Raw genomic sequence first — 15,279 nt, 5'->3', positions numbered from 1 at the left:
CCAATAGACGGATGAGACTTGGGGCTCTGGCCAGTTAAGCTACTGGTGGTTAAAAAATGATGTCAGGCAGGGGGCGTTTCATAAAGAATAGGGGCCAAGGATAGTTTTCAATTCTTCTGGAGCGAAGGGTTTATAGAGGAGCTCCACCTCTAGATTATGGGCAATATCACCGAGCTCCATGCTGCGGTTGGCGGTGATCAGGCAGGCCGGTGTGTAACCATAGCGTTTGCGCAGATTGGCAATTGCATCGCTTCCTAGTTTGCTGTCGTCCAATTGCATATCGGCAACGATGAAATCGGGGACCACGCCGATCTCCTCCAGCAGGTCAAAGGCTTCTGCTTCACCTGCGCAAGGTAAAACGCTTGCCCCCCAGCTTTCGATGGTAATCGACAAAGCATTGCGCAGGTCCTGATCATTTTCGATCAGCAGAACAATGAGATCTAGAAAACCGTCGTCGGCGGATGCCTGCTGCACGGAGTGTGCTGGGCCTTGCGTGGTCCATTCCTTGGCTCTGGGCACCTCAACTGCAAAGACGGTGCCTTTACCCATAGTCGACCGCAGTCTGATCGGGTGACGCAGCAGGCCACAGGCACGTTCGACAATGGCGAGGCCGAGCCCCAGCCCTTCGGCTGCGCTGGCCGTGGCCTGGACACGGTGGAACTCTGTAAAAATCTTGCCCTGCTCGGATTCGTCTATGCCAGGCCCTGTGTCCCAGACTTCAATCCGGACGGTATTTGCGCGGTTTCGCACGCCCACAAGAACTTTGCCTGTTTCCGTATAGCGGAGCGCATTGGAAATCAGGTTCTGAAGGATCCGGCGCAGATAGGTCGGGTCGCTCATCACAACGGCTGAGGTGGGCAGGACACGAAATTGCAGACCCTTTTCTGCGGCGCGGTGATTCAACTCGTCGCCGAGTTGTTGCAAAACCTGATCAAGGGGCACGGCTGAGACATGTACGGCCGCCTTTTTGGAATCCAGTTTTGAGATGTCCAGCAACGCTTCGAGGATGTTTTCGACGCTTTGCAGAGCGCTGCCGGCTTTGGTCAGGAGTACGCTGCAGGGGTCTTGTGCGATTTCCTGTTCAACCGTCGCCAGGTACAGCTTTGCCGCAGAAAGGGGCTGCAACAGATCGTGAGAGGCGGCGGCGACAAACCTGGATTTGGAGGCATTGGCCCGTTCAGCATCACTCAGCGCATCTTCCAGTTCCAGCGTGCGCTCAAGAACCCGTTGTTCCAGTGTTTCTTTGGCCTCGGTCATTGTGCGGATGGCCTGACGTTCGGCGGATACGTCGGTAAAGCTGATCACAAAACCACCGTCCGGCATTTCCTGCATGAAAGCCGTCAGGAACTGATCATCGGGGCCCTGGATTTCAAATGTCAAAGGGCTGCGCCCCTCGCGGTTTTCCACCCAGCCCTCCAGAACGGTTTCCGAGATCTGACCCAGAAAAGAAAACCTTTTGCGCAACTGGTCAAAGATGGTTTCAAATCGGCTGCCGATATGAAACCGCCCGGCAGGGATCGACAGTAGCTCTCCGATGCGCCGGTTCCACCCGACAAGGCGGCCCGGCGCGTCAAAGATACAAACCCCCTGTTTCAGATGTTCCAGCGTCGCCCGGATCAGCCGAGCCTGATCATCGACCAGCTTCTCTCGTTCCTGTCGTTCAAGCCGCATAATGTCCGAGACGTCGGTTTGCAGGATCACGGTGCCCCCGTCAGAAGTCCGGTGTTCGCTTACCTGAACCCATCGGTTGCCCATCATGCGCACGTTGAACATGACACTGTTGTCACGGTGACGCTCCAGACGTTTTGCGGCCCATTCTTGTGGTTTTTCCTTGCGCTGCAGATCAAGGAAATGGCTTTGCGATACAAAGTCGACATAGTCGGCAAATCGCAGCCCGGTTTTAAGGTGTTTGCGTATGTCCGGCATATACATGCCAAAGCGGCTGTTACACATGACCATTTCGTCCTGCGAATTAAACAGCGCAAATCCTTCCTGAACGGTTTCAATCGCATTGGCCAGGTTTGACCTGGCTGCTTCCGTTTCGCGATTAGCCTGGGTCAGGGCGGCGTTGGACTGGTTCAGGAGGTCTAGCGCGCGCTCCAGGTCTCGGGTGCGACTGCGGACCTCATCCTCTAGCATGACCGCACGCTGAAACTGCGTATAGGCCATGCCGGATGCATCGGTATCCTGCTCCACTCTGCGCATCAGGGTTTCGGCAATGCGCAGCAGTTTCTCGTTCTGACGTTCCAGCGAGTCCTGTTTGTTAATCAGCGTTGTCAGCATCTGTTACTCCGTGGGCGGCGGGTAAATGGCAACTCCGGTCATGGTTTGATTGACGTGCATTGAGTTTACCTGTTCACCATAGGTCGAAAAACCAACGACACGGTGTTTTGACAGAATGCGTGACAGGTCGCGGGTCTTCTGCTTTTGCATCGCTTCCTGTCGGCGCAGGACACAGTCGCAGGCCAGAACGATCTCTGGTGTGCCGTCCTTTGAAATGCTCTCCATTTCACGGTTAAGATGGTCGACCATATCGGTCGGATTGGCCAGTGTCAGGACGACGCCTTCGTCAATAGCCGAGTAGAATACCAGATCACCGTTCTTGAGCATTCTCTGAATCGAACGGACATGGTGCTTTCCTCCGACGCGAACCACCACCGGGTGTGCCGCAAAGGTGAACGTCGTGAGGTTCTCCGGATCCTTACCCAGGAGGCGTGCATATTCACGCGCGGCGGGTTCGGCGTTGATCTCTGTCACAATGCGGCGGTCTGGGTCCGCGCCAGTGACGACCATTCGAGCCTCGGTGGGTTCGAAGTGATCGGTGTTGATGATACGAACGGGACATAGAGTGCGCACTTGTATCAGAACTGCGGCATTGGAGCGGGCAATGCCATTGTTGATAACAAACGTGCTTTTGAACTCAGTGCCGTCTCCGGAAGACCCGCCAAAAAGTGGAACCGGGCCAAGCCCGGGAGCCAAGTCGCTTGTGAGCTTGTCCTCTTTGGTCGACAGCCCGTCGATCATAAGAAAACTAAATTCATGCTCCCAACTAGGCGTTTCCTGAGCCATCTCGTGCCGGTTGCGGACAAGCTGATCAATCAGGGACTGGCTGCAATAGGTGTCTAGATCGTCGATTGGCAGAATTCGGGAGCAGAAATGCTTTCGCGGCAGGCCAATGGCGACGATTTGCCCTTCGGTGTACCCTGTTTCCGCCAGCTCTCCCGCCGTGGTGCAGCCGACATAGGGGGCAGGGCGAAAGAAGCGGGCTGCCTGTGCTGTAATGCGCGCCACATCGGCCTCGGGGGACACAAACAAAATAACAAGCTCCAGATCGCTTGGTCCAAGTTCATTGGCCAACGCTTCTATTGCATTTGGGTCGCTGGCATTTGCAAAGGCTGAACGCACGATTTGCCCGGCACGCATCTGCACCGGACCAACATCAAGCTGGTTTTGCATTCGGTCTCCTCCCCGAATTTTCCGAATACAGCTTACGCAGTTCAGGAGCGTTCTTGCAAGACGCTGTCGAAACTAGCCTCTTTCGCAATCAGGACGGCCTGTGTCCGGCTTTGAACCCCCAATTTTCGCATGATCGCAGTCACATGGGCCTTTACTGTGGTCTCTGCAATAGACAGGTCATACGCGATTTGCTTGTTCAGCTTGCCCTCGCAGATGAGGCGCAGGATACGGGCCTGTTGGTTGGTCAGCGATGTGAGGCGGGAGACTGCGTCGTTGGTCGAGGCTTCGCTGTCTTTGTCGAGGAGCATATAACCGGGGGGCACAAAACGCTGGCCTGCTTCGAGCGTTTTGAACGCTTCCTGAAACACCGTGCGCTGGCTGTGTTTCGGCACAAACCCCGAAGCGCCTGCATGAATGACCGAGCTGATCACGCGATTATCTGCCATGGAGGACACGACGACGATCGGAACCTTGACCATGTTGCGCAGGGAAATCACCCCTTCGAGACCATTTACATCGGGTAAGTTGAGGTCCAGAACGACAACATCCGGCGCGCCTTCGGCCTTGATCCTGGTCATTGCGGAATTCAGGTCAGGCGCAGTCGAAATCTCGGCTATGCCGATCGAGGCCTGTAATGTCATCGACAACGCGTCGCAAAACAGCGGGTGATCATCCACGATTAGCGCTGTTTTGAACACTTGAGGCTGTCTTTCAGCTAATTCGGGCATCCCATCTCTCAAACTGTTTTTCTCTATTTGATGGTACCAAACCGATGTTGGCAAGCCCAATAGGCGAAAGGTAGTAGAGAGGCCAAACGAAACTGCGCCCCCGGTGAGGAGGGCGCAGAAACTGATTTTTTATAATGGTTTAGTTGGAGGCAAGCTGCTTGGGTAGCTTGAACGTCCAGACCATGCCGCCTTGGTTCAGGTAGTTCACCTTCTTGGCGACTTCGCCGCCCCAAAGCGGAACAGCGCCACCCCAGCCAGATACGATAGAGACAAATTGTTCCCCATCCTGTTCCCAAGTGACAGGCTGACCAACGATGCCGGAGCCGGTCTGGAAGGACCAGAGTTCTTCGCCGGTTTCATCGTCAAAGGCGATGAATTTACCTTCGGGCGTGCCGGTAAAAACAAGGCCGCCAGCGGTGGTCATGACACCGCCCCACAGCGGGGCATCGTTCTTGAACTCCCACTTGACCTCACCGGTCATCGGGTCAATGGCCTTCAGGCTGCCGATATGGTCTTCGTAGTTGGGTTTGATGGTGAAGCCCGCACCCAGATAGGCGGCACCCTTCTTGTAGGTGATCGGCTCGTTCCAGATATCCATGCCCCATTCGTTGGACGGAACATAGAAATTTCCGGTGTTCTGGCTGTAGGCCATCGGCATCCAGTTCTTACCCCCCAGGAAGGACGGAGACGCAAAGATGACTTCGCCCTTCTTACCGTCAGCTGCGGCGGCAGGATTGCCGGGGCGGTTGGCTTCGTTAAAGATCGGACGACCGGTTTCGTCGATGCCGTCAGCCCAGGTGATATCCTTGACAAACGGGCTGGCTGAAACAAAGGCACCATCTTCGCGGTTCAGAACATAGAAGAAGCCGTTGCGGTCTGCTGTTGCATAACGCTTGTTTCCTTCAGCGTCGGTGTAAGGAACAACTTCGTTCACACCGTCGTAGTCCCATCCCTCACGCGGGGTGGTCTGGAAGTGCCACTTGATCTCACCCGTTGCTGGGTCGATGCCAACACGGCTGGCGGCATACAGGTTGTCGCCCTTGTTGCCTTCCACCGGGGTGCCTGCATTGCGCAGGTGGCTGTTCCAGGGTGCGGGGTTGCCTGCGCCAAAAATCAGCGTGTCGGTTTCAGCATCGTATGAGCCACCAAGCCAGGTCGCTCCGCCACCGGTTTTCCACATGTCACCAGGCCAGGTTGCGTTCAGTTCACCGGTCATGGTTGACGGCTCACCGTTCAACGTGCCCATGTGGCCTTCGATCATGGGGCGGGTCCAGACCAGGTCACCGTTTTCCGCATCATAGGCATAGACCATTCCTACGATGCCAAATTCACCACCTGAGTTACCGACAACAACTTTGCCGTCAACAATCAGCGGTGCGGCCGTATAGGAATAGCCCGCTTTGTAGTCCGCGATCTTTTTGCGCCATTCGACCTTTCCGGTCTTGAGGTTCAGCGCAACAAGGCGTGCGTCCAGGGTACCAAAATAGAACTTGTCACCATAGATCGCACCACCGCGGTTGATCACGTCACAGCAAGGTAGGATGCCTTCCGGAAGACGTGCGTCATACTGCCAGATCTCTTCGCCTGTTTTGACATCAATGGCATACACGCGGCTGTAGGAGCCCGTAATATACATTATGCCGTCATAAATCAGAGGTTGTGTCTCCTGTCCGCGCTGCTTTTCGCCGCCCAGCGAAAACGCCCATGCGGGGACCAGGTTTTTAATGTTGTCCTTGTTGAGTGTGTCCAGCGGGCTGTAGCGCTGCAAGTGGCGCCCCATGCCGTTGGTCACAATCTGGTTCGTGATGGTTTGGTCGTTCTTGATATCGTCTTCAGTTACGCCAGCGTGAGACATGCCCGCTGCCAATGCGCCCGCGACAACCGTTGCAATGAACCGGTTCATGGGGTCCTCCCGTTTTTAGTCCTCTCCGCAGCTTCCATGACCATTCGAATCTGGACGGGGAAGCATGAGACATTATCAAATCAGCGGTCCATTCGCGGTATTGGCCAATGGTCGTACGACCATCTTAAGACCTTGCTTTGCAACAATATGATGGCCTGCTTACTTGGCCTTTTGCGGAAAAACTGCGTGAATTTGAGGTGGGGCGTGATCTCTTGCGAAAAACAGCGGCACTGTGCCCCGCCTGAGCAGGGCACAGTCTTGGTCAGTTGCCTCCGGCTGGCGCAGAGAGAGAGGTGAGATAGGCCAGGATAAAGTCCTGAACCGTCCGGTCCTCGATCCCCACATGACGCATCTTGGTGCCCGGCATAAAGCCATCGTTGTCTTCCATCCATGCCCGCAGCGCTGCCGGTGTCCAAACGATGCCAGAGGTGGCAAGGGCTTCGGAAAATACGTAGCCTTCAAAGCTGCCTGCCGGTCGCCCAACGACGTTTTCGAGCGGAGGTCCGTAACTCTCATGGGTTGAATTGACGGCATGGCAGCGGCGGCACTCGGCGTCAAACAGGGTTTCGCCTGCAGTGACCTTGGCGGCTTCAAAGGTGGCATCGCTGGCCAGCGCAGGAGCGAGCGGCAGCAGAGATGCGAGTGTAAGGGTAAGTAGATGATGTTTCATGATGTCCTCCATCTGGTGGGATGACATCAATCTGCGCCCAGACAGCTGTGTGGATTTTGATGCGGATCAAAGGTCAGGGGTGCGACATCTCCTCCTTTGGTCGTAATTCTGCCGGTAAAGTCAAGCGCTGTGACCCCATCGCCACAGCGCGTGATATGGTGCGAGGTTTTGCGTCCCGCTTTGCAAGGGATCAAAACAACGGCGCGTACTTCCAATCGTCTGCATCCGGTGTGACCTCGTCCAGGTCATAATCGGCCCCTTGCAGTCGGCGGGCGATTTCCAGCCCCTCGCGCGCGGCCTCATCCACAAGGGCGCGCCCCTGTGCCATGTCCTGTGACACACCATGTCCCCGCATCAGGTCCAGACCGTAGTTGAATTTTCCCACCGGGTCGCCTGCTTCAGCTGCACGACGGTCCCAATCGGCAGAGGCATCAGGATCGTAATCCCCGCCTAAGCCGTTGTTATCAAGCTGGCTCATCCAGGTCATTGCACCGGTGTAACCTGCATTGGCGCAAGCCTCAAAAAGAGTGCGCGCCATTTCGTGGCGACCGGATTTGGTAATGTAATAGCCGGTGGCGCAGGTGGTCATATCGGTGACCCCATTTTCGATGTTGCTGAACACGCGCCCAAAGCCGCTGTCCTGGGGGTTCAATGTTCCAAAATCGTCTTCAACAGTGATGTCTTTGGCCGAAAGTTGGGGTGCACATCCCAAGGCCAGGCAGATCGCAAGATATCGCATGGTGGTCCTCCCTCGTGCGCGCAAGCGTAGAGCGGCTGTGGCAACGGGTCACCGGGACTTTGGTCGTAGGGCTCAAGGGATCAGGCCTTAGTTTAAAGGGACAAACCAGTTTACTCGATTGTGATCTCCAGGCGTTGTGTCTCACCAGTGCTGCCCGGAACCTTTAGGAAATAGCTGCCGGGCTTGATGGCCACAAATCCGATTTCCATTTCCCCAGCTTCGTCAAATTCTACGCTGTCCAGACCAAGGGGACGAATTTCCAGACCTTCGACAACAATTTCGTCCACCCAAATGGCCCGGAAAAAGCCAGGGCCGATCAAAGCCAGTTCCTGGCTGCCATCCCCCTGGATCTCAAATTCATAATAGGTGCCGGACTTCAGCTTCCAGGGAGCGTCGGACAAGGGCATGCCTGCAGACAGAATGACGGGGGGCAGGTCTTCCTTGTTCTTGGCGGACAGAAGTCCAGCCAGGCCAAAGCCTTTGTCATCGTCGTCAGCCCAGGTCGTGGTGCCGGTCAAAGCGATACAGGTTGCTGCGGCACACAGGATTGCGCGTTTCATGAAGTTCCTCCGGATTGATTTGTTTTGCTGTGGCGGTCGGTTCACCGCTGGCCGGCCTAGGGGCGCATCGCAGCGCCCCAGGGAAAACGGCCGACCTTGATTGTTTTGATGGCTTCACGTTTGGCCACGTCGATCACGGTCACGTCGCCGGATACGCCATTGGTGGTGAACAACAAAGATTTGTCAGGGGAAAACGCCATGTGCCAGACACGGCGGCCCACCAGAATATAGTCCTCCACCTCATAGGTTTTGGCGTTCACCACTGCCACATGGTTTGACGGCCCAAGCGCGACAAATGCAGTTTTCTCGTCCTCTGTGAATTCAAAGCCAACCGGCTGCACACGGTCGGGATGCACACCCTTGACCTCAAATCGGATTTTTCCCCGCTCTGCCTGAGAGGCCACGTCAAAAACCGACACGGTGCCGCCGATTTCGGCGCTGACCCAAAGTTCGGCTCCATCTGCTGCAAATTCCGCATGGCGGGGGCGGCTGTCGACGAGTGTATTGGCAAAGAGTTCCTGGGTTTCCGTGTTGATCCAATGGGCCATATTGGTGGTTTCAGAGGTAGTGATTGCAATCTTGCCATCCGGTGAAACCGCCATGCCCTCGGGTTCGATGCCAACGTCAATTTGCGCCACGACGGTGCGGCTTTCGGTGTCGACCACGGTTGTGATCGCATCGTCTTCGTTGGCGATATAAAGATGCCTGTCATCCGGGTGCAGAACAAATTGCTCCGGGTCTTCACCTGATGGCAGGTTAAAGAGAACCTCACCCGTTTCTGGATCCATGACCTGAACCGTGTCGCTGTCTGAGGCACAGATATAGACGCGGCTGAAGTCTTTGGAGAAAGTGATGCCGCGTGGGCGCTCACCGGTTTCAATTGTGCGGGTAACTTCCAGTGTTTCGACGTCGATCACAGAGATTGTGTCGTCTTTTTCATTGGTCACCCAGATTTCGCCCGCCTGAGCCAGGGTTGTCAGCGGGACCAGGGCCGATGCCAGGATCATGGATTTCAGAGTCATTGGAATGCCTCACATGTGCTTTCGGGCTGATCGACGCCCAGAGTGTCCATTTCGGTGCGTTGGTGCAGATAACCGGGCAGGGGGGCTTGGGCGACAACAGCGCGTTGCGTAACCAGTGGGATTGGTTGGCGCAACTGCCCGTTCCAACTGCGATAGCTGAGGGGGCGGCCTTTGAAACCTGCAAGTTCAAAGGACTCGGACAAAAGAAAGTCACGCAGTGTCGCGGGATCGGCGCTGCCGGTGCGGGTCACGGCTTCGCCAATGCTGCGGACAGCAGCCCATGCGCTGTAGTCACGAGACCTCATGTCCCGTTCTGATAGTTCGTAGAAGCGGCTTTGCAGTTGCGCCGCACCCCATTGTTCCACCACGCGGCTCCAAGCGAGCGGTTGCAGGCCGGCGGATCCGGCAACAGGGCGTGCATACCAAGTGTTAAAGGGGATGTAGCGCGCAAAATCGTCGGTTTCATCCGCCACCAGCAACAAGTCGTATTCGCCCAGCTCTTGGGTCAGAACCGGCACCTCTTGTGCTGCGTTTCTGCGCATGTCCGCGTCAATGTCCCACGTCAGTTCAGCGCTGATTTTCATGCCAAATTTGGTCGCGCTCTGCCGCAGTGCGTCTGCAAATGTGGTGTCCACCGGATTTGGGCCTGCGATCATCGCAAGCGTGTCCCAGCGTTTGAAACGGGCGAATTGCATCAGTGCATCGGCGCGCATCGCGTCGCTGGGCGGGGTGTGAAGCAGGTTTGCCCGGCAGTCCGCATTGCGCAATGAGACATCCGCGGCGCTTGCGTTAAACAGAATGGCTGACGATGCGGCCTCAAGATCGGCAATTTCGATCATCTGTTGCGCCCCCATGTCAAGGACGACAAGTTGAGATGTGGCAAGCGCTGCCTCTGCTGCGGCGACCGGATCGCCATCCGAGGCAACCTGGATAATTTCAAGTGCGTAATTATGGCCGAGGAATTTGCCAGTTGTCAGATTGTCTTTCAACGCAAGTATGGCACCGGCGCGACCCAAGTCTTCGGGAATTGGGTCCAGATTAGACAGGGTATTCGCCTCTTTGCGGTCTTGAGTGATCAAGGTGATCGCGATGTCGAGCGACGCACTTCCTGCGGTCGCCGGTTGCGCCGCCAGAAATAGCGTTGCAATCAAACGTCTTAGCATCTGAACTCCTCCTGGTTGAGACGCTAAGGCCAGCGCCATCAGTCGGCTATAGGACCATAGTCGGATTTCCCAAGCACCTTAAACCAAGGTCGAATATCGCAGGGTTCTGCGGCTGGGCTAAGACCTGTGATAACGCTCGAAAGGGAGGTTTAAGATGAAACTGAAACGTGCGCTGACCGCTTCTTTTCTTTTGGCTGCACCCGCCATGGTTGCTGCTCATGGGGATGTTGCGCCGCAACCGATGAACACGGATGCATTGCCCGACGTCGGGGAAGAGTGGCTGATTGAAAACCCGTACCGGGATCAGGGCGAAGACGTCTGGCAGGCTGCCATTGATATTGGTGACAGTGGCTACAACCAGAACTGCGCCCGCTGCCATGGTCTGGGTGTTGTGTCGGGGGGGCTGGCACCGGATCTGCGCTATCTTGAAGCGGAAGAGTATGGGGATGAATGGTATGTGGAGCGCTTCCGGACTGGGTACACCCAGAATGGTACCACCAAAATGCCAGCCTTCGGTGACCTGCTTGGTCAAAAAGCAGCTTGGGCAATTCGGACCTATATTGAAACCCGCCCTGACGATGGCGCGCTTGATGACGCGTCTCCGCGCCTGAAGGAAATCCGTGACGAGCTGAAGTCGATGGCCGAGGCTGGTGCCGGAGATGCTGTGGCTCTGCAGGCCGAATTGGCAGGAATTGCCGAGGGGATCGAAACAGGCTCTGGCGCTCCGATCGCGGACAGCGTTGCGTTGCGTGCCGCGAACCTTCTTGCAGGTGATACTCCGGATTTTGCCAAGGCAGCGGAAGTGCTGACCATTGGCTTGTCTGCGGCGCACTAAACGGCCACAGATACGAGGGACAGACAAAGGAGGACGGCCGTGGGGAAGACACTGATCAGCGCTGTGTGTGCGATGGCTCTAACGACAGGGGCCGCATGGGCCAGATGTGCTGATTATGTGCCCCAGGCCAAGCCGCAAAATGTCTCACGCGATATTGTGGGGCAGGATCTGGATACCATCCAGAGCCGCGGTTTCATAACCTTTGCCGCATATGAGGACTTTCCGCCCTGGTCGTGGGATGCGGGCGGAAAACCCCAAGGTGTCGATATTGAAATCGGCAAAATGATTGCCGAGGCGCTGGGCGTTGAGGCGCGTTTTACACTTGTCGCTGCGGGCGAAGATCTGGAAACGGACCTGCGCAATTGGGTCTGGAAGGGGCCAATCGTGGGCGGGCAAGTTGCAAACGTCATGCTGCATGTCCCCTATGACAGCGAGTTTGCCTGCCGTGTGGAACAAGTGGTTTTCACCGGCCAGTATCACACCGAAGAGATAGCAATCGCCTATAGCAAGGATGCTTATCCCGAAGATCCACCGGTTCCCGCCTATTTCCGGTTTGATACGGTGGGGGTGGAAAATGATTCCATTGCCGATTTCTACCTGTCGGCCTTCCCCGGCGGGCAGCTTTCCCAAAATGTAACTCGATATCCGACGCTGGCTGAGGCGATGGACGGTCTGGCTGCGGGTCAGACTATGGCGGCAATGGGGCCCCTTGCGCAGCTCGAGTTTGGTATGCGGGACGGGATTGGCGTCCACTCACCTCCATTGCCGGGGTTTGCAGTGGGAAACTGGACCGTTGGTGTTGGGGTGCATTTCTCCTACAGGCCTTTGGCCTATGCGGTGGAGGACGCAATTTACGCAGCGCTTCAGGACGGGCGAATGGCGCAGATATTTGCCGACTTTGGCTTGTCCCACGCGCCCCCCGAATTGCGCTGAGCTGACTTACACGCGGATATGTTCCACCGTGCCGTTTCTATCGACCAAATAGACGGAGGAAATCCCCGGCAGTGTGGCGCAGGCGGTTTGGATCCGGTGACGATCCATCAGGCAGAAAGCAGTTGAAGCCGCATCGGCGATCCCGGCGTCCAGCGCTTCGACGCTCACCGTGGACCATTGCGGGGGTTGCCCGTCATTCGCAATGATGTGCCCGTGGCCGGAAGGCAGCTGTAACGCGGCTGGACTTGAGGTCGCAATTGCGCGGTTTTGCAACTGGTGCTTTGCCACAATCCCTCCGGCAGGATCTGCTATGCCAAGGGAGAACGGACCACCAAGAGCCGCAAATTCCCCCAAATTTATGAGACAATTGTCCAGCCCAACTGCGCGCCACCGATCGCGCAGGATATCTGTCAGTACCCCTTGTGCGATGCCATTGAATGTCAGCGCTTGCCCCTGTGCCAGCGCGATTTTCTTCGGACCGATGTCTACGCGGTGCCAGCCGATTTTACCCTGCGCAACGCGGAGATCCCGGCCTTGTGCCATCGCTTGCCAGAGTGGCTGTACGGTTGGATCAAAGCGTCCTTCGGTTTCCTGGTGAACCAGATCCGCGATCTCCATCAGATGTAGAAACCGATGGTCGGGGTTTTGCAGAATACCCGTTACATTCAGTCGGGATAGTGCTGATGAAGGGGTGTAGAGGCTGAACAAGGCCTCACCTTCCTTCAAGGTCTGTTTGGCAATCCTGATTGCCTCTGCAGCCAGATCGTCTGGCGCGTTCAGGGTCAATGTCACCTCGGCTCCCAGCGCATGACCTTGCCAGCGGACCGGAGCGGGGAGGGCCGGTGTGGCGCATACGGCGGTCGCAAGGGTCAGGAAACGACGGCGGGTGATCATTCGGCGGGCTCCCGGTGGTCAGAGCGGCCAGTGGTGCGGGCGTCCCGACGCGCGGCCAGGATCAGCGGTACACATTGGCTGGTGTCATTGTAAATGGTGACGCAGTCCAGACATTGGAAACATTCGTCATAGGCAATCTCGCCGGTTTTTTTGATGGCGCCATAGCTACATTTGACCTTGCACAGCTGGCACGGAGAGCCACATTCCCTGCGTCGGGCGATCCAGTCCCGTCCACGGATCAGCCCGCCAATGGCCATGACCGCCCCCAACGGGCAGACATAGCGGCAAAACCCTTTGAACAACACCATACCGCACAGAAGCCAGATCGTAGCATAGGCGACATAATACCATTCGCGGATGAAAAACGTGGTTATCGCGGTTTTAAAGGGTTCGACTTCAGCGGCGGTGTCCAGATGGTCCGGGCTCCAGAGCGTTATGCCCACCAGTGCCGCCAGGATTATGTATTTGCCCCACTTCAGGCGTGTATCCCAGGCCGGGCTGGGGGTGATCTGAGGCAGGCGCAGCAGTCGGCCCGCGTGGTGTGCAAATTCTTGTAGAGCGCCGAATGGGCAAAGCCAGCCACAAAAATACCCGCGCCCCCACAGCACAAAGCCCAAGATCACAAAGCCCCAGATCAGCAGTGAAAACGGGTCATACAGAAGATAGGCAAAACTCCCCCCATCCAAAGCCGTGCGCAGCGTTGCAAGAGGGGTAACAATTGAAAGTTGTCCCTGTCCCCACCAGCCTATGAACCCGGTCACAACCGCCAAAATCGCAAGGCGCAGCGGCGTGAAATGGCGCAGGTTCGCCATTGGATCCATTCGCCACAACAAGGCCAGTGTCAGCAAGATCAGACCCGAAGCCAGAGCCATGAGGTCCGCTTGGCGGTTTCGCAATGCGTCCAGCCAGGGAGGGGAGGGTTTTCTGACCTCATCGCGCAAAAAGAACCGTTCGTCCGTGTGGTGCTCTACTGCCAGATCGACCGATCCCGTCTCAGGTCTGAAAATCCCATGTTCGCGGGGGGCGCGCACGATCAATGTCCAGGGGCGAGACGGGTCAAAGCCAAGCCGCCTGTCGGTTCGTAATATCATGCTGACCCCATCGGGGGCATCTGTTGACAGTTCAACCAACAGATCCGCATCGCGCAACGCCACAGGCAGCCCATCTTGTTCAGCGCTCAAAAGATCGGGTGCAGTGTTGCGTACAAAGTCATCCGACACCAGCCCGTGACGACCGGTTTCAATGACCAAGATGGGCTCATCACTGGCCGAGATTGCCATGAAGTTTTGCAACTCTTCAAACCCGGTGGGGCTGAGCGCTGCACGCGCAATCGCGGGCGGTCCAAGGTCGATGACCCACAGGTCAAGGTAAGTTTCTTCCGGAAAGTCACGCGCCTCGCTGTCGTCGTCTGCCCAGGTTGTGCCGGCAAACAGCGCGTCGACCTCGGCGTTGGCCACTGTCTTGCGTGTCACAAGCCCCTGTTCCACCAGGTCTTGCCATGTCAGAGCTTCGGAATAGTCCGGATCCGGCCGCGCAGGTGGGGCGGTTGAAATCCCCTGCATTTTCTCTCGGGCAACGGCCAAAGCGGCTCCCATCACGGATTCATGTGCAATGCGCACGGACGCGGTCGCTTTGGTGACGCCATCCAAATAAACCAGCGATGAAGCATCGCCGCTGTCGCCGTAGGGCGTGCCCACAACAATCGACGATGAAATGGACAAGCCCGGATATTGTTCGAAGAACTTGTGAAACGGTGCTTCACCCAGACCCGAAACAAAGATCGGCTCGTTATGGTCCAAGAGCCGTACGTCCAGAAAATTTCCCTCCAGATCCAAGATGACCAACATGTTGATTGTTGCGCCTGAAAAACCCGGCAGCGGAGCCAATGCACCGGTTTCAAAAACATATCCGGCTTCTGCGCCACCAGAGTTCAAAAGGCTGTAAACACCTTTGTCGTTCACGGCATTCCCGAGCGAAAAGGGCGGCATGACAAGGGCCGACAGGGCCGCATGGTCGCGTGGCTCCGCCTGAGCCAGGGAAAATAGCCCAACCCAGAGTGCCAGAACCATAAATAAGATGCGCCGCAGTATCATGAGCAGCAGCCTATGATTGTGCCTAGGGTGTCGCTATGCGACGTTGGTCTGAAAGCCACCTGCCAAGAGGTATTACGACCAAAGGAGCAATTGCGTCAAAGAAAGCCCTGTCTATCCTCAATCCATCGAACCAGCCACTGGAGGTGAAAAATGGCCTGGAATGCTCCGACTTTGAAAGAAATCAACTGCGGCATGGAAATCAACATGTACAGCCCGTCCGAGGACGAAGGCAGCCGCGGTCACGATCCTGACCTGTTTTAAGCAAGGGGTTTTGCGCGGGGTA

14 protein-coding genes are annotated in these 15,279 nt (G+C 56.5%); 3 read left to right on the top strand and 11 right to left on the bottom strand.

Annotated features, from left to right (window positions below; genetic code table 11):
- Positions 1-78 precede the first annotated feature (78 nt).
- The 9 genes from ACXAEW_RS01265 to ACXAEW_RS01225 form a co-directional block, all read right to left on the bottom strand.
- Positions 79-2,283 (bottom strand): hybrid sensor histidine kinase/response regulator, encoded by a 2,205-nt coding sequence (locus tag ACXAEW_RS01265; protein WP_474939584.1) that lies wholly within the window; start codon positions 2,281-2,283, stop codon positions 79-81.
- A gap of 3 nt (positions 2,284-2,286) precedes the next feature.
- On the bottom strand, positions 2,287-3,456 hold the full coding sequence (locus ACXAEW_RS01260; protein WP_474939583.1) for an FIST N-terminal domain-containing protein: 1,170 nt from the start codon (positions 3,454-3,456) through the stop codon (positions 2,287-2,289).
- 41 nt (positions 3,457-3,497) lie between these two features.
- Complete coding sequence (locus ACXAEW_RS01255; RefSeq protein WP_474939582.1) at positions 3,498-4,184, bottom strand: LuxR C-terminal-related transcriptional regulator; 687 nt, start codon at positions 4,182-4,184, stop codon at positions 3,498-3,500.
- A gap of 139 nt (positions 4,185-4,323) precedes the next feature.
- Positions 4,324-6,087, bottom strand: coding sequence for a PQQ-dependent methanol/ethanol family dehydrogenase (locus ACXAEW_RS01250; RefSeq protein WP_474939581.1), 1,764 nt, complete (start codon positions 6,085-6,087; stop codon positions 4,324-4,326).
- A 262-nt stretch (positions 6,088-6,349) separates the two neighbouring features.
- A complete protein-coding gene (locus tag ACXAEW_RS01245) occupies positions 6,350-6,757 on the bottom strand; it encodes a c-type cytochrome (RefSeq protein ID WP_474939580.1) in 408 nt (135 codons plus the stop codon).
- A gap of 190 nt (positions 6,758-6,947) precedes the next feature.
- Positions 6,948-7,496, bottom strand: coding sequence for a tetratricopeptide repeat protein (locus ACXAEW_RS01240; protein WP_474939579.1), 549 nt, complete (start codon positions 7,494-7,496; stop codon positions 6,948-6,950).
- Positions 7,497-7,606: 110 nt separating this feature from the next.
- Positions 7,607-8,056, bottom strand: coding sequence for a cupredoxin domain-containing protein (locus tag ACXAEW_RS01235; RefSeq protein ID WP_474939578.1), 450 nt, complete (start codon positions 8,054-8,056; stop codon positions 7,607-7,609).
- Between the two features lie 56 nt (positions 8,057-8,112).
- Positions 8,113-9,078 carry a YVTN family beta-propeller repeat protein gene (locus ACXAEW_RS01230; RefSeq protein WP_474939577.1) on the bottom strand — a complete coding sequence of 322 codons (966 nt, stop codon included), beginning with the start codon at positions 9,076-9,078 and terminating at the stop codon, positions 8,113-8,115.
- On the bottom strand, positions 9,075-10,241 hold the full coding sequence (locus ACXAEW_RS01225; RefSeq protein ID WP_474939576.1) for an ABC transporter substrate-binding protein: 1,167 nt from the start codon (positions 10,239-10,241) through the stop codon (positions 9,075-9,077). The genes ACXAEW_RS01230 and ACXAEW_RS01225 overlap by 4 nt, the downstream gene beginning before the upstream one ends.
- Positions 10,242-10,395: 154 nt before the next feature.
- On the opposite strand from ACXAEW_RS01225, the gene pedF reads away from it, so the two are divergent.
- Both pedF and ACXAEW_RS01215 read left to right on the top strand, forming a co-directional pair.
- Positions 10,396-11,076 carry a cytochrome c-550 PedF gene (pedF, locus tag ACXAEW_RS01220; protein WP_474939575.1) on the top strand — a complete coding sequence of 227 codons (681 nt, stop codon included), beginning with the start codon at positions 10,396-10,398 and terminating at the stop codon, positions 11,074-11,076.
- A 72-nt stretch (positions 11,077-11,148) separates the two neighbouring features.
- A complete protein-coding gene (locus ACXAEW_RS01215) occupies positions 11,149-12,009 on the top strand; it encodes a substrate-binding periplasmic protein (RefSeq protein ID WP_474942977.1) in 861 nt (286 codons plus the stop codon).
- A gap of 6 nt (positions 12,010-12,015) precedes the next feature.
- On the opposite strand, the gene ACXAEW_RS01210 is transcribed toward ACXAEW_RS01215, so the two are convergent.
- Both ACXAEW_RS01210 and ACXAEW_RS01205 read right to left on the bottom strand, forming a co-directional pair.
- Positions 12,016-12,903 (bottom strand): FAD:protein FMN transferase, encoded by an 888-nt coding sequence (locus tag ACXAEW_RS01210; protein WP_474939574.1) that lies wholly within the window; start codon positions 12,901-12,903, stop codon positions 12,016-12,018.
- A complete protein-coding gene (locus tag ACXAEW_RS01205) occupies positions 12,900-14,996 on the bottom strand; it encodes a 4Fe-4S binding protein (RefSeq protein WP_474939573.1) in 2,097 nt (698 codons plus the stop codon). Before ACXAEW_RS01205 ends, ACXAEW_RS01210 begins: the two co-directional genes overlap by 4 nt.
- A 150-nt stretch (positions 14,997-15,146) precedes the next feature.
- On the opposite strand from ACXAEW_RS01205, the gene pqqA reads away from it, so the two are divergent.
- Positions 15,147-15,257: a pyrroloquinoline quinone precursor peptide PqqA gene (gene pqqA, locus ACXAEW_RS01200; RefSeq protein ID WP_474939572.1), complete on the top strand. Its 111-nt coding sequence runs from the start codon at positions 15,147-15,149 to the stop codon at positions 15,255-15,257.
- Positions 15,258-15,279: the final 22 nt, after the last annotated feature.

Source organism: Epibacterium sp. ABZ3_068 (genome assembly GCF_056159265.1).
The sequence above is the reverse complement of the archived record's forward strand: the minus strand, read 5'-3'. Positions and strand labels throughout refer to the sequence as shown.